This is a genomic window from Scopulibacillus darangshiensis (assembly GCF_004341035.1).
Taxonomy (GTDB): Bacteria; Bacillota; Bacilli; order Bacillales; family Sporolactobacillaceae; genus Scopulibacillus; species Scopulibacillus darangshiensis.
Genome location: NZ_SLXK01000008.1, coordinates 81,340 through 104,100 on the forward strand (window position 1 = coordinate 81,340; position 22,761 = coordinate 104,100).

Genomic DNA, 22,761 nt, shown 5'->3' on the forward strand with positions numbered 1-22,761 from the left:
TCCATCTTATCTGAAAACATGTCATGTTGCAATCTTGCAAAGCAAATTCGAGGTCGGTAAAAGTAAAATAATGCGGAAAAAGCGGACATTTCTGATGTCCGCCTTTTTCAATCCATTACATCGTTTCTAGCCTCACCGTACTTCCGCTTCCCGCTGGATCTGCAGGACCGACGATAAGTTTCCGCGCGAGCCTCGCCCGAAGGTCTGGCACGTGACTAATCACCCCAATAGAGAGGCGGTTCATATGAAGCTTTTCTAACGCCGTCACGACTGTGTCAAGCAAATCCTGATCAAGTGTTCCAAACCCTTCGTCCAGGAAGAAGAATTGCAGCGGCACGTCGCCGCTGAGCTGAATTTGTTCTGAAAGTGACAAGGCCAAAGAAAGCGACGTCAGGAATGTTTCACCACCCGATAAAGAAGAGACTGGCCGGCGTATACCGCCATTGGCATCATCACGGATAATAAATCCGCCCGATGTATCCACCTCGAGGGCATACCGCTGTCTTGTAAGATCCCCCAAACGTTTGGAGGCAGAATGGCAGACCTGATGAAGCTGTTCTTCCGCGACAAATTCGACAAACCCGTTTCCGCGAAAGACTTGCTGGAGCTTTGAAAGTTTATTGTTCTCTTTTTCATGTTCATTTCTTTCTTTTTCCAATGCCTGATAACGGTCACGCTTCCGTTCCATCGTTTCTAGTTCTTGGCGGAGGCTCGCCCGTTGTTCGATCAGTGATTCGTAATCCGCTTTAATGGATTGATAGTCAGCTTTTACACTATCAAAAATTTCCTTATTAATGCTTCGATTATCAAGCAGCCCATCAAGCCTTTCCAATTCAGCCTGCAACCGTTGGTACCGGCTTTGGTAGTCATTAATTCTCTGTTCAGCGTTCTCAAGCTGTTCTGCTGATAAATAAGCAGCTTGCACCGCAAGCTCATCTGCAAACCCAGATGCCTTTCGCTTTTCCTCCCATTGGACCAAGGCTTTGGTTTTTCTTTCTTCAGCATGCTTGTGAGTGCTGATCGCATTGGAGTGACGTTTGTCCAACTGGAGGCTCTCGGTCTGGGCTTTCTGCCATTTTTCATAACTATCCGCTTCTGTTTTTTTCAGCTGTGTAAGTCTAGTTTCAACTTGATGTAATAAGTCATCAATTGGTGAGGTTAATTCTAAGTTAAACTCGCGAAGCTGGCCATCCTGTTGACTAATGGATTGCTCAAGCTCGGATGCGGCACCCTTCAATTCAGTGAGCTCACCTTCAAAGGTGTTAAGTTCTTTGCGCAGCCTTTCAATTGTCTTATCAATCTCTTCATTCTGTTCAAGCTGAAGGTTGTATCTTTTTTGCAGTTGCTCAACATGTTCATCAGCCTTATGGAGCTTATCCAGTTCCATCTCAATGGTTGCAATGTCGAAAGCTTTAAAGGATACCAACCACTGCGCCATCTTTTGTTCAAATGATTCTTTAACCCTTTTTGCTTTACTCTCTAACTTTTCCTGCTGTTCTGTATAAAAGGCCTCTTGTGTTTCGCTTTTTGATACAGCTTGATGATTTGTTTGAACAGCTGCCGCATGTTTATCAAGAGAGCCGTTCAATCCTAAGATATCCTGCCTGTAACCTTTTACATCATAACCAATCGATGCCACATATTCCGCCAATTCATTCTCATCCATTTTGTCCAAATGAAGGTCTTCCGCCATTTGTTCAATTGGCTCCGGCAACTTTGTTTCTTCAGGCATTAATCCGGATAAGCGTTCACTTTGACTTTCCAGTCTGACCTTTAAGGTTTCGATTTGGTTAATGGATTGCTCAAGCTCGTTAGTCATGTTTTCATACAAGGCCACAATTTCTTCATGTTTGTCTTCACTAATGTGATGACGTGTCTTTATCGGTTCAGGATGGTGAGTAGATCCGCAAACCGGGCAAGCTTCCCCCTCATTTAAGGCGGCTGATAACTCAAGCGACACTTTTTCGCGATAAGCTTCCGCCATCTCTTCCCTTGTTGAAGCAATTCTTTGCGCTAGAACAGATTTGATGATCTTAGCCCGGTTTTCCGCATTTGCTACTTGACCGTAATGTTTTTCATATTTTTTATATAAGTCCTGCGTCTCTTTATTTAAGCGGCTTTCTTCCTTTTGGTGTTCTTCAAGCTTTTCCCTATGCATTAATAAAGCTTGATGATGCCTCTTCCATTCCTGACGATGTTCCGACAGCTGGTCTTCAAGCCCCTTGATGGATTGTTTTTCAGCCAAAGCTAGTCTTACGATCTCGCGGTGAGAACTGCTTACAACAGTTTCTGCAACAGCTTTTTGAAGATCTTTTAATCCAGCAAAAAGTGTTTGCTGCTTCCCTTGCAGATCAATTAGTGCAGTTTCTTTCTTTTTGGCTTCTTTTAGCTTTACTTCTTTAAGATGGTTTTTTTCCTTTAATTTCTGTTGTTGAACCGTTAAATTGGCATAAATCTGCTTGCCATGACGCAGATTACTCAACTCTTTAAGCCATTCTGGTTCCTTCTCTTGCCTGTCTCGCCTTGCTTTGTCAGATATACCCTTCCATTTCTCTTCCTGCTGTTTTGCTGAATCAAAAGCCTGGCAAGCCTCTTCCATAAGCTTCTTACTTGTTGTTTCATTCTCTTTGGCAGCTTGCCATTCTTCTAGATATGGCTTTATATTCGCGGCGCTCTCAGCCAGCTTAAGCTGTTCCTTCAGCTGTTCAATCCCTGCGGAACTTGAAAGTAATTGTTCATACTTTCTTTTCTGGTCATCCCATTCCTGCTGCCACTGCCATAGTTGTTTGATCTCATCGTATTTTTTTTCCTGCTGCTGCAAATCAGCTTTTTTATTGTCTGCTGCATTGTTGATCTCAGCAAATCGGATTTGCAAACCCTTGAAGGCTTCCTCTGATGCTTCACCGAGCCCTTGCTGCTCAGCCAAAATTTCCTTTAGGCGCTGGCCAATCCCTGAGATCCTGAATTTCAGCTTATCGTTCAGCTCATCACCATACTTTTCCAAATGAAACAGCCGCTGCAGCATTTTCCTGCGGTCTGCACCTTTAAGCGTTAAAAACTCGGCAAATTTCCCTTGAGGCAGGACGACGGCTCTCGTAAAATCATCATGTGTCAAACCTAAAATTTTTTGAATGCCTTGAGTGACATCACGTTCCTTATCCGCCAGGACTTCAGAAGCCTCGCCCATTCGGATCAAACGACAGCTGCCGATCTTCAGGCCGCCTTCCTTTGTTCCTTTATAAGTCCGTTCGACTTGATATTGAACAGTGGCTGCCCCACGCAATTCAAAAGTAAAAGAAACGGCCAGCCGATCCGATCCATGGTTTAAAATACCTTGTGTATTTTTGGCCGCCCGCTCAACTTTGCCATAAAGGGCTAAGGTTATCGCATCAAGAAGGGAGGATTTCCCGCTGCCGGTTGGCCCAAAAATACCGAAAACACCGCCTTCACATAAAGCATTAAAATCAACGGTTTGCTCCTCCTTAAAACTATGTAAACCGCTGACGGTCAGTTTGATCGGACGCAATCCGCATCCCTCCCGCTTTCAGCATGGTTTTCCTCGTCTGCCCGCTCATTAATTAATTCCAAAAACAGTTGAATTAGATCGCTTCCGGGCTCGGCGCCGCCTGTTTGCTGTTTGTAAAATTTCGTGAAGAGTTCATCAATTGGCGTTTCCGAGGAACGAAGCGATTCCTCAATAGCCTCTTTCTCGGCGTAGATCGGTTTGATGTGAATAATTCCAGAATGATATTTTCTTAATTGTTGAATGTCGTGAACGGACAGAGCTTCTGTTAACTTGATTTCGAGATCAATCCAAGCGTTGCCATCCCGTCCGGCCTCAATCCATTCATAGACATCCTCGATCCCATTTTTTGCCCGCCATCTGACAAGAGGTTTCCCTGATGATAAATAGATTTCCTGCACCTGCGCTTCTTCCCCAGGTTCAACGTCAATGATCGTAACGGACTTCGGCTGGTTAGCTTCGGAAAAGCTATATGCCAGGGGGGAACCTGAATATCTTGCCGGGGCCGTCCCGTGATGAATCGTCTGGGGCCTGTGCAAATGTCCCAAGGCGGTATATTGAGCCCGCTTAGGCAACGACCCAGTTGAAACGGTATAAGCCCCGCCAATTTGTACGGGGCGCTCTGACTCCGATTCTTTCCCGCCGGCAACAAACAAGTGGCTCATCATCACATTAACTGTATCTTTTCTAAAATCATTCTCATGCTTAGAAAACAAGTATGCTAGTCTTTCATCATAAGCTTCTTGTATTCTTTCCTCCTCATTCATCACACTCAAAACCTCGTTCAACCTCGACTCTGAGGGGTAAGGGACCGCGCTGACCATCATTTCCATACTACACTGCGGCACAGGGACCGTTAACAAATGATCAATCGGCCTGCCCACAAGTGTTATACCCTGATAATCCGCCAAAGGAGCGGATGCCTGAAGCCGATCCGGGTTGTCATGATTTCCTGAAATGATAACAATCGGACGCTTACCATTTTTTGAGAGTCGATGAACAGTGTTAAAAAAAAGCGTTTCCGATGCTGCAGGCGGATTGACGGTATCAAAGACATCTCCCGCCATTAGCACGGCGTCAATTTTTTCATCATCAGCTATTCGGCATATTTCATCCATTACCGCCTCTTGCTCGGGCTGTCTAGAACGGCCTTCCAAGGTTCTTCCTAAGTGCCAATCGGCTGTATGGAGAATTCTCATCACCTGTTCCCCTTTCATTAAAATCATTAAATCACTTCTCAAACCACCTTATTTTATTTGAATAAAGTGTCCGCCGTCAAAGGCATACAAACCAGTGCAGGCTACCGTCCGCTTCCAAATCCGCTCAATTGCCGTTTGATAGAGCTTTAGCTGCTTTTCGTAGCGTTCGATAAGCTTAAATCTAGCCTCATCAGGTGTTGGATATTTATCATGGATGTGATCTGTTTTGTAGTCAATGATCGTCAAACCACCCTCATCCTCGATCAGACAATCGATCACACCTTGTACGAGGACCTGTTCATCCTCGGCACCCGTCCATTGTGGATATGCCTCATGAGCAGGCAGAACCAGGCTGAATGGGCATTCCCTGATCACCCTGCTTGCTCCCAGCATTTTTCTTCCAATTTCTGATTCAAAAAAGCTAAGAATTGCCTCGTAATCTAACGTTTGTTCTTGTTCCGGGGCAAGCAGTTCATGGACAACGAGCTTTGCACCTTGACTTTTGATGGATTCAATCGTGACTTGCTGCGATAGATCAATATGCTGCATTAGCATGTGCATCGCTGTCCCTTTTTCGGCAGCGGATAACTGTCCTTTTTGTAAAAAGCGCGGGCGATCGCCAATAGGCTGTCTGAACACACGAACCATAGCATCATCATAGCCTTCGTTAAAAAACTCTTGCTGCCGCTTGATTTCCGTTACCGTTTGCTTCGCCATGGAAACTGTGGCTTGCTCATAAGGGTAAGTCCAATTTAACCGCCCTTCAACCTGCTCTTTGAAGCGGTCCGACCCTGTGACAGCTTCCCATTCTTTAACTTTTAAAAGTTTGTCTTCCTGGTTAGCCGTTTGACCTTTCGCTGATTGGATGAGTGCCGCGGCGGGTACAACCGCCGTCCTCCATGATGATGAATCAAGGGAGACCTCATGCCGGTCCGGCTTTTCTTCAGCAACATCGTGAAGCGCCTCGGCCCCAAGGTGGCGGATCACCGCAGGTCCAACCCAATCAAGAAATGTTTTCGCCCTGCCCCGGTCATAGGCCGGCAATAGCCAGGACCGTTCGTGAATGAAGGATTGCCAGCTTAAAATGGTTTTCTTTGCATCGCGTACGGTTCCAATTAAGATCAGTTTTTCTTTCGCCCTTGTTAATGCGACATACAATACCCGCATTTCCTCAGCAAGCATCTCTTCAGTCAATTTTTGCTTGATAGCTAAAAAGGGGATGGTCGGCAGACTGATCCGTTTTACAGGATCAATGACTTTCGTTCCTAATCCTAATGTTTTGTGCAGAAGTGCCTTTTCATTTAAGTCCATTTTGTTGAACATTTTATTCATTCCGGCAACAAAGACAACGGGATATTCTAAGCCCTTGCTTTTGTGTATTGTCATGATCCGGACGACATCTTCCTGTTCGCTTAACGCTCTGGCTGCACCCAAGTCACTGCCTCGATCCCGCATCCTTTCAATAAAACGAAGAAACCTGAAGAGACCGCGGAATGAGGTTTGTTCGTATTGACCAGCCCGGTCGTACAGGGCCTTAAGATTTGCTTGTCTTTGCGCGCCGCCAATTTGCCCTGCAACATAATCATAGTAACCTGTCTCACGGTATATCTGCCAAATCAACTCTGCAACTGAACCGGTCCTCGCTGTGCTTCTCCAGGCGTACAGCTGCTGAAAAAAGTGACCAAGCTTGTCAGCCAATCCATCCTTTTTATTTTTCACATATGCTTTGGCAGCGGCATAATAAGCCGATGATTGATCCTGCATCCGGACCTGTGCCAATTCATCTGCATTAAGCCCGACAATCGGTGATCGGAGTACAGCAGCAAGCGGGATATCCTGATATGGATTATCGACCACCTTCAATAAGGACATCATGACCGACACTTCTATAGCATCAAAATAACCGGTAGACAGCTCAGCATAAGCCGGAATCCCCTCTTGTTTTAAAATATCAAGCATCGCCGGAGCCGTTGTAGATGCTGCCCTAAGCAATATCACTATGTCACGAAATGCCATCGGACGATTTCGCCCTAAGTCACGGTCAAATACTTGTTCACCTTCTCCGGTTGCCGTGCCGATCAGTGCTTTAATTTTATCGGCAATTTGGTAAGCTTCAAGCTCTGCAACCTGCAGATCATCGGCAGCATCCTGATCACCCTCATCGGCACCTTCTTGTCCGGCACGATTAATAACAATGAGTTCGGATGGAACATACCTTTTAGGGTACTCAGCCCCCAGTCTAAGTTCAGCATCTGTGTCATAATCAATTTCGCCGACCTCTTCATCCATGATTTGTTTGAATATATAATTGGTTCCCGAAATCACTTCATTGCGGCTCCTGAAGTTTTTGGCCAAATCAATTTTACAACCCTCAGCACCGTTTCCAAAGCGCTTGTATTTAGCTAGAAACAAACCAGGCTCAGCCAAACGGAAGCGATAGATACTTTGTTTTACATCCCCCACCATGAACAAATTACCGCCGTGTTTCGGATCCATTGATACAAGCTGTAATATCGTCTCTTGAACAAAATTGGTGTCCTGGTATTCATCAACTAGAACCTCGGAAAATTGGGCACGGTATTGTTCAGCAACCGTTGAAGGTTTCTCTCCCTCTGGTGACGAATCCCCATGCCGTAAAATCTCAAGGCAATAATGCTCCAAATCGGCAAAATCCACAACACCCTTTTCATGCTTGGCAGTTAGGTATCTTTCATTAAAGTCATTGACTAGCTGAGCAAGGAGGCTAACTGGTCCTGTCATGTCATTTAAATCTTCTAGAAAAGATTCAGGTGAACGTGAGAACCACTCATCTTTCATTTGCTGTACCTGTTTCTTCACCGTCTCTCTTATTGCCTTGACCTGCTCCTTAAGAGTATCCAGGTACTCATTACCTTTACAAGCTTTTAGCCGCGAAAAGGAAAGATCGGAAAAAACCTTATAAAGGGCATCCCAGGAGCCCTCTGAAGCGAGCAGGATATTTTGCAAAATAACTTGATCACTTAAGATATTGTCAGCATAAGGTGTTGGACCGCCAGGCTCATTAATCAACTGCCCGGCTTGATTTAAAATTGCCATCAGGCCCTTTATTTGCTGGCGGCAGATTTTTTTGAGATCAGCAGTCCAGGGCAGATCATCAACAGATGTCATATCATTAACCTGATAGGATGCCGTCATTTCTTTCAGCCACTTGGCAGGCCATGGATGGCTTCGGGAAAAGTCATAAATTTTTTGAACCATATGCTGCAAATATAAGTCATTTCGGTCATTAGAATAACAATCGACAAGCTCGTAAAATTCACCAGAGGAATCAGAGCTGTAATAGTCTTCAAGCAGCTCCTCCATCACTTCTTCCCGCATGAGTGCCATTTCCGTCTCATCAATAACTCGAAAGGATGGGTCAATATCCAACATATAGTAATAGCGTTTGACAACCGACATGCAAAAAGCATGGGATGTCATTATGGATGCCCGGTTCAGTAACGTTAGCTGTCTTCTTAAGAAGAGAGAATTGGGCCGTTCTGCGAGGGCTTTTTCCAAGGCTTTCCCAATCCTCGCTTTCATTTCGGCTGCGGCAGCATTTGTGAAGGTAACGATCAAAAGCCTGTCTACGTCCATCGGGTTCTCAGGATCAGTTATTTTCCCTATAATACGTTCTACCAGTACAGCCGTTTTCCCCGAACCCGCAGCGGCTGCAACTAATATATCCTTCCCCGTTTCTGTAATGGCTTGCCATTGTTCGTCTGTCCACTGACTATCCACAGGTTTAGTCATTTGTGTTGTCATCTGGTGCACCTCCTTCACTTTCTAGAATCCTGCCTAATACAATGTCATCTTTATCCTTTTTTAAATAACGAAAACTGTTATCTTCCTGAGATTGATCAAATTGGCAGAAGGATTTGAATGAACAGAATTGACATGGTGTCTTATTCTTTAATTTATAAGGGGATATATGAACGTCACCTTCCGTGATACGGGTACCCACCTTTTTCATAACCTGCCGCACATATTGTCTCAAGGATTGAAAGGTTTCCGTGTCCGCAACGGATGACGATTTATAAAAACTGCCATCCCTCTTTAACCCGACAGGCAAAATATCCGAATGCCCGCTGTCCAGTGATTGATCCATCGACCTGATGATGTCTTCGTCAGCGAGTATAAGGCCTTTCATTTTAAAATCTTTCATGAGCTTCTGCTCCAGCTCATCCTCTGATAGCCGCTCAGTTGCATTAAGCATCGGATTATGCACATGAAAATATAAGACGCCTGCTGGGGTTGCCTCAACGCCAAGCCAGTCTTTGGCATGGGTAATAACAACATCTAGGTATGTCAGCATTTGCAAGGCCAAACCAAAATAGATATCCGTCAAACTTAGATCCGTAGAACTTGATTTATAATCTATAATTCTTAAAAGAATCCCAGCGCCATTCATCCCTTTATCCACTCTATCAATTCGGCCTATGATTTCCATTTGACAGCCGTTCGGCAATTCAAAGACAAGGGGCGGCAATTGATAATCCGGACCAAACGGCAATTCCAAACCTATCGGGGAAAAGCCGCTGACCCCGGCATGCACTCGCATCACTTTGGCTGCCCTAGCAACGACTTGGCTCAATTTATGCTGCAAATATTGGTGACGATTTGAACTCATCAGGATCTCTCTTTGCAGCTTTGGTGCCAATTCTTTGACCGTGTCTAACGCAAGAGTTTCACATTCCCGCCCCGATAATTCGGCCCATGACCGTTTCTCTTTCTGGAGTTTTTCAGTCATTAACTTCAATGCTGAGTGAAAAAGTTGTCCAATATCAGGGGCCTCAAGCCTGAAGACGTCCCGCTCTTTCAAACGCAATCCATAGGAAGCAAATTGGGCAAAGGGACAAGCATTAAATAATTCCATCCGTGACACGCTTGCCCTAATTTTTTCCCCATATAAGGTTTTTGCTGTCTCAGGCTGCAGCGTTTCTTGATTGCGATAAAATAACCCGCTTAACACCCTTTGTCCTTTATCAGTCCATTCCGGTTTCATAGTATACCAGTTATAAGCATCCCACCATAAGTCTGAAATGGGATATCCCCGCTGAGAGTGGCGGATTTGCGATGTCAGCCGGCCTAGTGTTTTGTTTGGACCTACGATGAAATCCAACTGCTCATCTTCCCGAACATCCTGGGGTTCAGCCGGGGCAAGACGTTCACTCAATTTTGGAAACATCTTCTTGATTCGGCTGATCACAGGCGAAGGCAAAAGCGCCTGCCCCTCTTCGCTGGCTATCGGGTAAGAAAGGTACAACTTTTCACTAGTACCTGTTAAGGAACGATAAATAAGAAATTCCTCATCAAGCAATTGCTCCCGCGTCCCGTCTGCAAGAACCAAACCGCAATCGTCTAAAGCTTCCCGATCATTATCGGAGAATATACCATCCTCTATAGGCTTGGCGGGAACAACGCCTTCATTTATTCCTAGGATAAAAACAGCACGAACCCTCGATAAATGCGATCTGTCCATACTCCCGACAATAACGTGATCCAATGCAGGAGGTACAAGTGCAAAATTAAGCGAGTCGAGGCCAGTATCCAACACTTTACTGAACAAATTTAGAGAAAGGGGTTCTCCGCCGGCAGCCTCCACGAGTTGATCCAAGGTGTCCATGACCGCCTTCCATACTTGATCGTGCTCCCTTGCTTCATCAAGCCGGCCAGTCTGTTCCGCCTCACCTCTTAATCTTTCCATTTTTTCTGGTATAGACAAGTCAATAAGGAAATGATAAAGAACTGTACATTGATCAGTCACTGTCTTAGCTGCTTTTATTTTCCTCTCAAAGTCGGATAATGGCTCCGCTACTTGCATCCGCCATCTATTGATCTGCCTTTGAACATTTAGCTCTTGTTTGGACTGCTCCCCTTTATTACCGTCAAGACCACGGTAGCGGCGGTATAACCATGATTTGCTATCCTTCCAGCGGGCGCCATATACGCCGTGGGCGATAACATAATTCTCAAGAATATCCATTTTTTCACGTTGTTCATGGATGTTGCAATCAAGGGGAAATAAAAGATCAGTTTTAATCGAGCGAAATACTGCTTCATAGCGCCAGTTCTGGTTAATCACATCAAGCGCTGACCTGATGAATTCTATAAGCGGGTGATGGTGCATTGGCCGCTTTTGATCAATAAAAACTGGAATTTCATAATCCTCGAAAATCGTTTCAATCAAGCTATAATAATTTGACAGATCACGTACGAGGACCGCTAATTCTCGATAACGCATGTTTTCATCTCGAGTTAATCGAACGATATCGCGTGCGGTTTGCTCAATTTCCTCGCGCCGATTCACAGCCTCCGTTAAATTAAGGCCATCAGTTGCTTCTGAGACGATAAAGGGTCTCTTTTCATAATGCTCTGCCAAATGTGCGATTGCTTTTGTTTGGAAGCTATCTGTTCCTGCTTTAATAATCGGCTGTTCAATTGGTACATTATGTTCCAAAGCAAGCTGATTCAACTGAAGATAGGTTAGCGCCGTTTGGCGGAACAATGACAGGTCATCAGGGGCATATTCATAAGGTTTATCCAATGTCAAAGCTATGGTGACACTTTTTGCATGGCACATTAGCTTTTCCACTACAGCTCTTTCCTGCGGTGTCATACTTGTAAATCCGTCAATCCATATATCCGCATCTTTAATAAAAGCGGTTTTTTCGATTTGTTCGGCTAAAAGCTTCAAATAATCTTCACTATCAACATATTTGCCAAGCAAAGCCTGCTCAAGCTCAGTGAAAATAAACTGCATATCAAATAGCTTATCCTTTAGCAAAGCTTTATCTTCTGAATCAGCAGACGCTTCAACCGTTTTGAATTTCGCTTGCAAATCATCCGGTGTCAAACAATATCTTTTGAACTCAGTCACTGTTGTATGTAAAAGATCATAAAACCCCTTTTGTTCTGAAGCTTTCTTGAAAATACGCAATTTCTCTTTGTTTTGCTCGACGATTTTTCTTAAAAGCATGGTCATGCCAACATTATTAAGATGATAGCGGGTCACGCCCCCCGTTTGTTGCAATACCCTTAAGGCAAGTCTTGCAAAACTGTAGACATTAAACCTTGTCATACCTTCGAGTCCCGGTGACTTCGCCATCTCATATTCAGTGTCAAAAGTCATATGGTCTGGCACCAAAAAATAAAGCGGCGGTCCCGCGGGATTTTGTCGAAGTGCATCCCGTACGGCATTAAAACAGTGCTCAGTCTTCCCTGTCCCTGAGCGCCCTAGAATAAATCTTACGGACATCGACAACCCTCCATCTTTCTTATTTCTATTGTTTTTATTATCTCACCTTTAGTAAGCAAACGATAGTCCTCTGGCTTTTGAAGTTGATGGAAATTACCTTTTTATATACTTTCTGATTAACTAAGAAAAGGACTGAGCCATTTATAGCTCAGTCCTTTTTATTTATTGCTGCTGTTTTTTCGCTTTTCTGCTTACGCTTACTGCATGTGCTACGCTGGCGCCGAAGCCCCCCCAGAGGATAATCATTCCAATCACCATGATCGTTATTGCGCTGCCAGACATTTAGAGGACCTCCTTTTTCTTTTCTGCGGCATTGCTGCGCCATTTTCCAACGGACAAGATGATCCCGACAATAACGGCTCCCAATGCAACAAGCCATCCGAAAGTGATAATGCCTGCTGGGTAGTCACCATAATTAGATTTAATGTTTTGGCGAATGAGGTCGAACATCATATAACCCAGAACAATCGGTGTAATGACACCCAGGCAAATCTTCCACCAACCGCCAATCCGTATATCTGAAATAGCGTTCGCATGCTTCTTAAGCGGATCAAGCTGCCGCAGAATCCAAGAAATGACAATAACTTCAACCAAACCAGCCAAGGCAACCCCGAACTGGTTTATGAAATAGTCGACAACATCAAGGAAATTCAAGCCGCCTTTTGTTGCAAAAAGCAATGAAATAATCGCCGATAAGCCGCCGCCGAACCATACCGCTTTATTGCGGGAGATTTTAAATTTATCCTGAAGAGCAGAAATGTAAGTTTCACAAATCGAAATCAAGGAACTCAGTCCTGCAAATATTAAAGACAAGAAGAATAGGATGCCAAAGAACTGATTAAAGCCTGGAAATTCGTTAATAATTTTCGGAAATACCATAAAGGCAAGGCCGACACCGCCGACACCTTCCTTTGCCAGTTCAGGTACGGATATACCTTGCTGTACAGCCATGAAGCCTAATACGGCAAAAACACCGATACCAGAAAGCAATTCAAATCCGGAGTTGGCAAAGCCAGTAATAAAAGCATTGTTCGTAATATCCGATTTCTTTGGCAAATAACTTGAATAAGTGATCATAATAGCAAATGCGATGGATAGGCTAAAGAAAATCTGGCCATATGCCGCCACCCAGACTTTTCCATCCAGTATCTTATCCCAATGGGGTTCAAAAAAGGCTGTTAACCCTTGGGCTGCCCCATCAAGTGTTACCGCACGAATGACAATGATTGCAAACATTATAACGAGGATTGGTATAAAAAACTTGTTTGCGATTTCGATCCCCTTTTTGACGCCTTTAAACAAAATCCCTAAGACGACAATCCATACTACAATCAACGGTATAAGAACACCTGGTACCAAAGAACCTATTTCGCCCGGGTTTGCCACTTTAAGATAATCGCTGACAAGGAAGTTTGTTGGATTCTTTCCCCAGTTAAGATTGAATGAAAAAACCGTATAAGAGATTGCCCAAGCCACTATTACTGCATAATAAGTCGATATGACAAAGGCAATGGCGACCTGCCACCAGCCGATCCATTCGGTTTTTTTGCTAAAACGAGCCCATGATAAAGGCGCTGAGCCGCGGTGCTTGTGGCCTATTGTAAACTCTAGAATCAATAGCGGAATACCCGCTGTTAAAAGTGCAAATAAATATGGTACAAAAAAAGCCCCGCCGCCATTTTCATAGGCTGTCGCAGGGAAGCGCCAAATATTCCCAAGGCCGATAGCCGAACCAATCGCAGCCATGATAAACCCTGCCCGCGACCCCCACTGCTCACGATTTTCCATGTTCCATCCCCCTTTTCTACTATAGTCTTATTTCTCTAAAGAAAACTTGGCTTATCGCCAAGCTCTTAAGGCGAAAGCCTTAGCCCGCACTTATGTGCGTCAGAAATTTTAATTTCTGATTAACTAAAATAAGGTAATTTTGTACCTCTTCAGACTATTTATCCTATAGTATATCTACTACGCCTATCCGTGTCAAAATATACTTTAAATTTTTTGTGAAAATAGTCCTATTTTTTACTACAGGCCAAAAATAAGACATCCAACTGGATGTCTTATTTAACCGTTCTTATTCTCTGCGCCTTTCGCTATAGGATACTCCTCATAGGAGATCCAGTCACTCCAGCTGCCTGGATATAGCTTTACATTCGTAAATCCTGCTTTCTGCAACCCTAGAATATTAGGGCATGCCGTCACACCCGAGCCGCAGTATACGGTGATTGACTTTTTATTTTCCAATGATGCAAAGCGATTCTTAAGCTCCGGCTCTGTTTTCCATTTTCCTTCAGGTGTAAGATTTTCTTTCCAAAACCAGTTTTCCGCTCCCGGTATATGCCCTGCCTTGGCATCCATTGGCTCCTCTTCGCCAAGATAACGCGATCTGGCTCTTGAATCAATAAGTGCCACATTATCCTTATTTTCTAAGAGGCTGCACACATCAACATGCGTCACAATCATCTCATTATGAACTTTTGGTACAAATTGTGTCGGATGGGGAGCAGGTCTGTCATTCTCAACCGGGTAGCCCTCTTTATGCCAAGCAGAAAAGCCTTCATCCATTACCAGGACCTTATCATGCCCGAAATAATTTAAAAGCCACCAAAGCCTGGCAGCAAACGCTCCCCCCTGGTCATCATAAGCGATAACTGTCTTTCTATGATCTACACCAGAATTGCCTAATTTAAAGGCCAAATCCTTAACATCCGGCAGCGGATGACGCCCGCCATGACGCGTCGCTTGCCGTGAAAGGTCCTTCTCCAGATCAAAATAGACGGCATGAGGCAAATGTGCTTTATTATATTGTCTGCGTCCCTCCCTGGGATCTTGAAGATTAAATCGACAATCGGCTATCACAATATTTTCATCATCAATATGATCTTTAACCCAATTCATGTCTATGGTTGTTTTCATTTTTCTCACCCCGCTTTTTTTTAATTTCTATTTTCGCATGACAAACTCCTGCAAAACATCACTTAAAGCGCTTTCCATTTCCATAAAAATAAAAACGCTTCTGCATTGTTGAATACAGAAGCGCGACAAAATTAGTCTTCCCAAACTTTAACTTCGGACATGACATCCCCATTTTTCATTTTAAGTGCGGTATCCATGCCATCCGTCACTTGGCCAAAAACGGTATGCACACCATCAAGATGCGGCTGAGGCTCATGGACGACGAAGAATTGACAGCTTCCTGTATCTTTGCCGGCATGGGCCATGGACAAGGCGCCTTGCTTATGCTTATGAGGGTTGCCTTCCGTTTCACAATTGATAGTATAGCCAGCGCTTCCGGTTCCGTTGCCAACCGGACACCCGCCCTGTGAAACAAAACCAGGAATAACTCGGTGGAAAGTCAATCCGTTATAAAAGCCCTCGTTTGCCAGTTTTTCAAAGTTAGCCACTGTATTTGGCGCTTCCTCAGGGAAAAATTCAATCAGAATTTTTTCGCCGTTTTCCATTGTAATAGATCCTTTTTTCATATGTAAGTTCCCCCTAAATCGATGTATGATGAAGTTATTTTATTTTACTATAAAAATGCCGGAAAAGCCATTTTTAGGGGTTTGACCCCGCCGGGTCAGACCCCATTTTTTATTCATATGCAAGGTAAGCCCTTAGCATCCACACATGTTTCTCGAATCTGCCCTGCAGTTCATTTAACAGATCGACCGTTGGCTGGTCATTCTTTTCCTCTGCTAATTTAATGCCTTCGCTTTTTATCTCTTCAATCATCTTATTATAGTCCTCATGAAGCCGCTCCATCACTTCATCCTCTTTGTCGTCTGCCTGCGCTTCCATAAGGGTCGTTTCATCAAGATACTTTTTCATCGTTGCCAAGGGTTTGCCTCCGATGGCAAGAACCCGCTCCGCTACGGCATCCAGGTCCTCAGCCATTTCATTGTATAGATCTTCAAACAATTGATGCAAGCCAAAAAAGTGTCTGCCTTGAATGAACCAATGGTACCGATGAAGCTTGACATACATAATGTTGAAGTTTGACAATTCTTGATTTAAGAAATTGATCAGCTTTTGATTTGACATTGTGCACCTAACCTTTCATTCTGCTTTATCATATTTTTGGTTAGGCACTCAATTTTATACATTTAGTCTCTTGTGTCTGTTCTCCTTCTTCTCCGAAAAACATAACGATCCATTAAAAGAATGGTAAAAGTCAGCCAAATTCCGCCCCCAGAGAGCCCTCCGGCAATATCAGTAAAATAATGAACATCAAGCATGGGCCTGCTAAGGGCAATAAGAACAATTAGCAGAACGAAAACCACGGTAATAAGATAACTTAAGACTTTCCGTTTTATCAACTTATTTAGGATATATATCGTGCAGCCATAAACACTAATAGCGTTCATGGCATGACCGCTTGGAAAGCTGTAGCCGGATACATCAATAAAGTGATGCAAATCTGGGCGCATTCGAACAAACGCTAACTTTAATAACAAATTTAACAGCCTGGCCCCTAAAAAATTGATAACAAACAAAACCGCGCCGATAGGCCGATGAAGATAGATCAGCATGGCCATCCCGATGGCTACAAATATAATCAGCCAATTTGAAGAGCCGAGTTCAGTCATCCATATAAAAAAGTGTACTACCCCCGGTTCCCTTAACGGTTCTAATCCTTTTAGCAAAGCTATATCTACCAGCAAAAACCACGGCTGAACGGTTAACCAGCGTATGACACCAAAAAGGACCAGTAAAAGAATAATGATGCCTAATTGTTTCTTCATTTTAATCGGTTGGAATGACAAAGTAACCAACCCTTCCCCTACTTAAATAAAGAATGATGTAACGCCATAAGCAACGGCTGCAACGACCGCAGCAATGACACCCGCCTTTAATTTAAAACGTGCGTATGGCATCGCTTTAAGGTCAAGGATCCCTGCCATTGTATTGGTATCATCACTCAATGGAGAAGAAAACGCGCCAAACGATCCGCTTGCAAAAACAGCCCCCACAACAATTGGCAAAGATGCCCCAGAGGCGTGGGCAAGGGAGACGCCTAATGGCATCAAAATGCCCCAAGTTCCCCAGGCTGATCCAATAAAATAGGAAATGACGGCACCTAGAATAAATAATACCGGCGGCACAAATGATGTTGGAATCCAATCGACATGTTTTGATACAAAGCCGGCAAAACCAAGTTCATTCGTGACCAATGATAGCCCCCAAACGACCGCTAAGAGAATAATGACATTCATTAATTCATTAGCGCCATTAATAAACTCCCTCATGAGATCCTCAAGTTTAAATTTCTGAAACAGGTAATAAAAAAAAGACAAAAGTGTTGTCACGACAAGAGCTACGAGCATAGCATCCAGAACATTGGCCTGAATGAATGCCTGAACACCCTGATACCCTTTTGTATGGCCGCTGTAATAGGTCAAAATCAATGTCAACCCAATGACCAAAACTAATGGAACGATTAAATTGATTGCTCTTGCAGGTAAATCTTTGGCGACAACAGGATGACAGTCCTCCCACCCTTTGGCTTCTGCCTGTTTTTCATTTTCGGGATCCTTCGTTTTATCAACCTTTTTTTTCGCGTGATGAAAAAAACTTAGATAGATCCCTATTAGTATAATTGAGAAAGCGAAAAAGTTAAACGGAATGCTCTTTAAAAAAACCATATAAGGATCTGAATGAATATTTTCATTGTGCAATGAAATTTCAATGACGGAAGTCATGTAACCGACAAAAGCTGTTGCAACGGGTATCAGGACAATCACTGCTGTACCGGTGGTTTCAATCACAAACCCTAGTTCTTCCGCTGACATCTTAATCTTTTTGAGCAGCGCCCTCATAATCGGTCCGATCGTCACAATTCTAAAACTTGGTGCACTGAATGTACCTAAAGTCGATACCCAAATGAGAATAAGCGCACCCCTCTTTGTTTTCACGTGTTCGCTCGCCCATTTAACAAAACCTTTGATGCCTCCCGAATGTTTCATTATGCCAACAAGTCCGGTAAAAACATATAGAAAGATGATAACTTTAAGATTGTTTTCCTCCGAAAAGGCCTTAATGACGTGGGAAACTGCAGTCTGTATACCGCCGACAAGATCTGGATTTAAGAGATAAGCGCCGACAATTAGACCTATAGTCAAGGCTGGCAGCACCCGTTTTGTAAAAATAGCCAACGGAATAACGACAAGAAAAGGGACAATTGAGAGCCAATGCGCATTCATAAGCCAACCACCTTTAGAAATTATTTCTTATCATAGGTTGCGGCACTTTGGGAAAAATATGCCTTGAGGTGGTTTGTTATGGCGAGAAAAAGAAGCTTTAATTCAGCACAAATTCTTGTTTTGATCTTTATCAGCTTTATAATCCTCGGGACGGTCCTATTGAAATGCCCATTCTCTACGAAAGTTTCCATCAGCTGGCTTGATGCTTTGTTTACCTCGACTTCAGCCATGACGGTGACCGGACTCAATGTCGTTGATCCCATCCACACCTATACCATTTTGGGAACAACAATTATTATGCTGCTTATTCAATTTGGCGGTCTTGGCATCATGACGTTTGCGGTTTTGATTTACTTATTAATGGGCAAAAGAATCAGCATAAAGCAGCGTTTAATCATTCAGGAAGAGCTTAATCAAAGTACACTCGGCGGCTTGATCAAGCTTGTTAAGCGATTATTTATTTTTTCAATTTTCTTCGAGGGATTTCTTGGATTATTGCTGTCTATTCGGTTCATACCAGATTTGGGATTGGAAAAAGGGTTATACTATAGCCTCTTCCATGCCGTTTCGGCGTTCAACAATGCAGGATTTTCCTTATGGACTAATAATTTGACGGGATATGTAGGTGATCCGATTGTTAATGTGGTCATTTCCGCACTTTTTATAATTGGCGGGATTGGTTTTACTGTTATGAACGACATTTGGGAACATAAGCGCTGGAGGCAATTTTCGCTTCATACAAAGCTAATGCTGCTTGGCACTTTAATAATCAATATAATTGCGTTTATTATTATTCTTAGCCTTGAACACGATAATCCGGGCACACTTGGCACATTACATGGAACGGACAAATATTGGGCGGCTTACTTTCAGGCTGCTGCTCCCAGAACCGCCGGCTTTAACTCAGTGGACATTGGTGCTTTAAAACCTCCTACTTTATTTTTTATCATGATCTTAATGTTTATCGGCGCAGGAAGCATCTCCACCGGCGGAGGTATAAAATTAACAACCTTCATATCCTTACTTGTGATCATGTTTGGTTATATCCGGAGAAAAAATGAAGCAGTTATTATGGAACGGACAATTCCCGACTCGGCCATTTTTAAGGGTTTAACTGTGGCGCTTCTCAGTATTGCTATTATTTTTGTTGCTATTTTTTCCCTGCTGATGTCGGAGCGGACTTTCAGTTTTATTCAAATAGCGTTTGAAGTTGTATCCGCTTTTGGTACTGTTGGACTGTCGACCGGCATAACGCCAGACTTGAGCAGCTTTGGTCAATGTGTGATAGCATTCATGATGATTATTGGCAAGCTTGGACCGTTAACCTTAGTCCTTTCACTGACTGATCGTGACAAGCAGCGTGTGAGATATCCGAAAGGAGAAATTTTCATCAGTTAACATCTTTACTCTCATTATCTTCTTTTACTTGTTCAACCGTATTCATTCTTTTTTCCACTACTTTACCTATAATCCATAAAGCAACAATAAAAACGAGAACAATGATCATGCGTGTTGGCTTTGCTATTAGGGTCTGCCAATCTGTTCCAATAAATGTAACTATACCGATCATAACCATTTTTCCTAGCAGGACAGCGAGATAGAATAATCTGGCGTTCATATTTGATAATCCGCAAACCACATTGATAACTGATGATGGTGTAAATGGGATAGATAGGACCAGAAATACTGGTCCGAAACCGCCTCTTTCAACCCACATAAGCATTGATCGCAGCTTTTTCTTCTTATCGATCCATCTTCTGAGCGGTCTCTGAACGACTTTTCTGCAGAAAATGAAAACAATGAACGATCCTGAGCATGTCCCTATCCATGACAGTAAAAAGCCCAATATAAAGCCATATGCAGCGGCATTTGCTACTACAAATAAGATAAGAGGCAGAATAGGAATAAAGGCTTCCAACAATGGAAGGAGGATTCCTAGAAACATGCCCATTCCTCGATAATGATGAAGGATATCCTCAATGTTTTTAAGTGTGACATATGTATGATAGAAATGTTGTAAACTTTCAAAAAAGTCCATCGGCAGCCATTTCCCCTTTTAAATAACTTCCCGTTGCTAAAACAAATAAAGTATATCACACAACCCTTTTGAATGATGATAAAGCCGTGACAAAAAATAAAAGTTTCTTCACATAGCATTGCCGATTTTTTTCTTTCCCAAATGGGAAAAGGCACTTTTTTTTGTAAACAGTAAAATAGTCCTGATTGCAAAAAATTTATGATACACTTATATCAAAAAAGGAGGGTTTTCGTGATGAATTACACATTTCAATTAACCGGAGAATGGTACGGCGGCCGAAATGGTGAAGGCCGGATACAGACAAACGGGCTAAATCAAGACATATCTATCGGTGCTGAAATGGACGGACCCGGCAATGGGACAAATCCCGATGAGCTTTTGGTCAGTGCTGTATCTTCTTGTTATCTTATGACGCTTGGGATAGGATTAGACGCCATCGAATATCCATATAAATCAATTAAGCTAAAGTCCAAAGGAATTGTAAGCAGCGACCCTAGCTTGCATTTTAAAGAAATTGTACACTTTCCGACAATTATCCTAGATTCAGAGGCAGATGATGATCTGAGGGAAAAGGCAATCACTGCCGCTAGGAAGGCAGAACAAAATTGTATGATCGCAAAAGCACTGCGCGGCAATGTCAGCATATCGGTTGAACCGAGCGTGGAAGCAGATAAAGAAAACTCGCCGATTGGCGAGCCTTTGGCGAAGACAGAGGCGTAGTTGCGACGCACAGGACGTGCTAGTACTGGCGTTGTAACAGGATGTTACGTCTTTAGCCAGTGCACTTATGTGCGTCAGAAAGTTATACTTTCTGATTAACTTAAACAAACCACCTGGCGTGACATGCCAGGTGGTTTGTTGGTGTTATCTTATGTTTGCTTTAATTAATTCTCTTGAATTGATCCCTAGCCTCATTCACGACACCTGTAAATGATGTTTTAAGGCCTTTTACTTCAGTTATCGTTGTCTCAACCGCCGCCCTCTTATCTTGAACATCACCCTGAAGGGTTTCGAGATGCTTGCTCAAGGATTCCTTCTCTTTAGCAATTTGTTCGGTTGATTTCCTCAATTTCTCTTCCGTTTTAGAAAATTTAATCAGTGTCTTCTTCAAATCTCTTAGGTTGCCGATGGTTCTGCCAATGATCCATATGATAGCAAGGGCAATTAAAGCTAAGCTACAATAGACGATGACCACAAAGCTTCGCTCCTTTCCGATTCATTGTTATCATTTATATATAGTATAACCCAATAAGGAAACATTTCCTCATTGCTTGTGAGAAATGGTTTGTTCGAGTATGATACCGAATACAACACCAATGACTAAGCCATTGCTAAGAAGTGATGATACAGATTCCGGAAGAGCATCAAGCACCCCCCCTGGAAGCAGCAGCATGCCGGCCCCTGTCATGAATGCCAGACTGATCACTGTCAATTTGCCTTCTTCAAGAATTGATGGCCTTAAGGTTTGCAGTGCCAGGCCAACAATGCTTGAGATTGAAACAAATAATGTGGCATAGCCGACAGATGGCGGAATCGCGGCAAATAATCCTGTTAATCCCGGGAAGAAGCTCATTAATAATATAAGCAATGAACCAATAAGAAATGGCAGTCTTTCCTTTATTCTTGTTGTTTTTATGAACCCAGCCGAACCGGAGATGGCGACCCCGCCGACTGATGAAAAGAGTCCTGCGAGCAACTGGCTGATTCCCATCATTAAGCCCGCTTTATTAAGACTGATTTTTTTCCCCGGATCAACCACCTGCCTGACGACATCCATGCTTGCAATAAGATTGGTGACTAAAAGCAAGGATATCAATACTGATGTTATGAAAATACTTAAATTAAAATGGGGGATTCCCCAAGCTAAGACCCGCGGCAAGGATACAACCTGATCTGAAGCTGTCGGCTGAGGGCTGATTCCCAATAGATAAAATAGCAGCCATCCAAATATAAGACTTATTAATACGGAATAATTTCTTAGAAAGGCAACATTCAAACGTGATAAAATGATGGCTAATAAAAGCGTTGCGATCGCCCCGGCAGCAACCTTTCCATTTAACTGACCGCCTTCTACCCCTAATATACCTTGAATAAACGGCCCGCTTAATTGAACCACTAAAAGAAGCAAATAAAGCCCTGTCATCGTTGGGGTAAACAGCTTCTTGACATATTTAATTAAATTTAGGACGCTTAAAAGAATGACGATGACTCCCGCAGTCAGCAAGCCAAATTCCAGGCTGATTAATATTTCGTGAACGGATGAGGCGGCTTGCCCGGAAATAGTGGCATATGTTAGAAACACAGCCCACCACAAACCCGCTGGCCCCTCCATCAAAGGCAGTTTATGGCCAAAATACCCTTGCAAGAGCGATGTTAAACCCATTATAAATAATGTCCTTTGCAGAAGTTCCGCGGTCTCCTGCTGTGAAAAATGAAAAGCAAAAGCAATTGAGACTGGTGTCACAATTGTCCCCGCTAAAATGAAAACCATCCATTGAAATGATGCTAATATGTTTTTTCCCATC

Annotated in this window: 16 protein-coding genes; 2 read left to right on the forward strand and 14 right to left on the reverse strand. The window is 43.3% G+C overall.

Annotation, left to right across the window (positions count from 1 at the left end):
- Nucleotides 1-115: 115 nt before the first annotated feature.
- The 11 genes from EV207_RS07845 to EV207_RS07895 all read right to left on the reverse strand — a co-directional run bounded on the left by EV207_RS07845 (nucleotide 116) and on the right by EV207_RS07895 (nucleotide 18,198).
- Nucleotides 116-3,526 (reverse strand): AAA family ATPase, encoded by a 3,411-nt coding sequence (locus EV207_RS07845; protein ID WP_132745403.1) that lies wholly within the window; start codon nucleotides 3,524-3,526, stop codon nucleotides 116-118.
- Nucleotides 3,508-4,722 carry an exonuclease SbcCD subunit D gene (locus EV207_RS07850; protein WP_132745500.1) on the reverse strand — a complete coding sequence of 405 codons (1,215 nt, stop codon included), beginning with the start codon at nucleotides 4,720-4,722 and terminating at the stop codon, nucleotides 3,508-3,510. Before EV207_RS07850 ends, EV207_RS07845 begins: the two co-directional genes overlap by 19 nt.
- 48 nt (nucleotides 4,723-4,770) lie before the next feature.
- Nucleotides 4,771-8,505 (reverse strand): helicase-exonuclease AddAB subunit AddA, encoded by a 3,735-nt coding sequence (gene addA, locus EV207_RS07855; RefSeq protein ID WP_132745405.1) that lies wholly within the window; start codon nucleotides 8,503-8,505, stop codon nucleotides 4,771-4,773.
- Nucleotides 8,486-11,998, reverse strand: a complete 3,513-nt coding sequence (addB, locus tag EV207_RS07860) for a helicase-exonuclease AddAB subunit AddB (RefSeq protein ID WP_132745407.1) — start codon at nucleotides 11,996-11,998, stop codon at nucleotides 8,486-8,488. The genes addA and addB overlap by 20 nt, the downstream gene beginning before the upstream one ends.
- 162 nt (nucleotides 11,999-12,160) lie before the next feature.
- Nucleotides 12,161-12,280 (reverse strand): MetS family NSS transporter small subunit, encoded by a 120-nt coding sequence (locus EV207_RS07865; protein WP_132745409.1) that lies wholly within the window; start codon nucleotides 12,278-12,280, stop codon nucleotides 12,161-12,163.
- Nucleotides 12,281-13,786: a sodium-dependent transporter gene (locus EV207_RS07870; RefSeq protein WP_132745411.1), complete on the reverse strand. Its 1,506-nt coding sequence runs from the start codon at nucleotides 13,784-13,786 to the stop codon at nucleotides 12,281-12,283.
- Between the two features lie 276 nt (nucleotides 13,787-14,062).
- Complete coding sequence (locus tag EV207_RS07875) at nucleotides 14,063-14,914, reverse strand: sulfurtransferase (RefSeq protein ID WP_132745413.1); 852 nt, start codon at nucleotides 14,912-14,914, stop codon at nucleotides 14,063-14,065.
- A 131-nt stretch (nucleotides 14,915-15,045) separates the two neighbouring features.
- Nucleotides 15,046-15,480 carry a peptidylprolyl isomerase gene (locus EV207_RS07880; protein ID WP_132745414.1) on the reverse strand — a complete coding sequence of 145 codons (435 nt, stop codon included), beginning with the start codon at nucleotides 15,478-15,480 and terminating at the stop codon, nucleotides 15,046-15,048.
- 109 nt (nucleotides 15,481-15,589) lie between these two features.
- Nucleotides 15,590-16,039, reverse strand: a complete 450-nt coding sequence (locus EV207_RS07885; protein ID WP_132745415.1) for a Dps family protein — start codon at nucleotides 16,037-16,039, stop codon at nucleotides 15,590-15,592.
- Nucleotides 16,040-16,101: 62 nt separating this feature from the next.
- Entirely contained in the window at nucleotides 16,102-16,761 is a 660-nt protein-coding gene (locus EV207_RS07890) for a phosphatase PAP2 family protein (protein ID WP_132745417.1), read from the reverse strand.
- A gap of 21 nt (nucleotides 16,762-16,782) precedes the next feature.
- Nucleotides 16,783-18,198, reverse strand: a complete 1,416-nt coding sequence (locus EV207_RS07895) for a Na+/H+ antiporter NhaC family protein (RefSeq protein ID WP_132745419.1) — start codon at nucleotides 18,196-18,198, stop codon at nucleotides 16,783-16,785.
- Between the two features lie 78 nt (nucleotides 18,199-18,276).
- Here EV207_RS07895 and EV207_RS07900 point away from each other — a divergent pair, with 78 nt between their 5' ends.
- On the forward strand, nucleotides 18,277-19,596 hold the full coding sequence (locus EV207_RS07900; RefSeq protein ID WP_132745421.1) for a TrkH family potassium uptake protein: 1,320 nt from the start codon (nucleotides 18,277-18,279) through the stop codon (nucleotides 19,594-19,596).
- On the opposite strand, the gene EV207_RS07905 is transcribed toward EV207_RS07900, so the two are convergent.
- On the reverse strand, nucleotides 19,589-20,236 hold the full coding sequence (locus tag EV207_RS07905) for a TVP38/TMEM64 family protein (protein WP_132745423.1): 648 nt from the start codon (nucleotides 20,234-20,236) through the stop codon (nucleotides 19,589-19,591). The two genes, EV207_RS07900 and EV207_RS07905, sit on opposite strands and share 8 nt — an antisense overlap.
- Before the next feature lie 234 nt (nucleotides 20,237-20,470).
- On the opposite strand from EV207_RS07905, the gene EV207_RS07910 reads away from it, so the two are divergent.
- Nucleotides 20,471-20,956 (forward strand): OsmC family protein, encoded by a 486-nt coding sequence (locus tag EV207_RS07910; RefSeq protein ID WP_165886868.1) that lies wholly within the window; start codon nucleotides 20,471-20,473, stop codon nucleotides 20,954-20,956.
- A gap of 160 nt (nucleotides 20,957-21,116) precedes the next feature.
- Here the strand turns inward: EV207_RS07910 and EV207_RS07915 are convergent, their stop codons facing one another.
- Both EV207_RS07915 and EV207_RS07920 read right to left on the reverse strand, forming a co-directional pair.
- The gene (locus tag EV207_RS07915) at nucleotides 21,117-21,431 is read right to left on the reverse strand and encodes a DUF948 domain-containing protein (protein ID WP_165886869.1); all 315 of its coding nucleotides are present in this window, start codon (nucleotides 21,429-21,431) and stop codon (nucleotides 21,117-21,119) included.
- A gap of 69 nt (nucleotides 21,432-21,500) precedes the next feature.
- Nucleotides 21,501-22,760, reverse strand: a complete 1,260-nt coding sequence (locus EV207_RS07920) for a purine/pyrimidine permease (RefSeq protein WP_132745429.1) — start codon at nucleotides 22,758-22,760, stop codon at nucleotides 21,501-21,503.
- Between the last annotated feature and the right edge of the window lies 1 nt (nucleotide 22,761).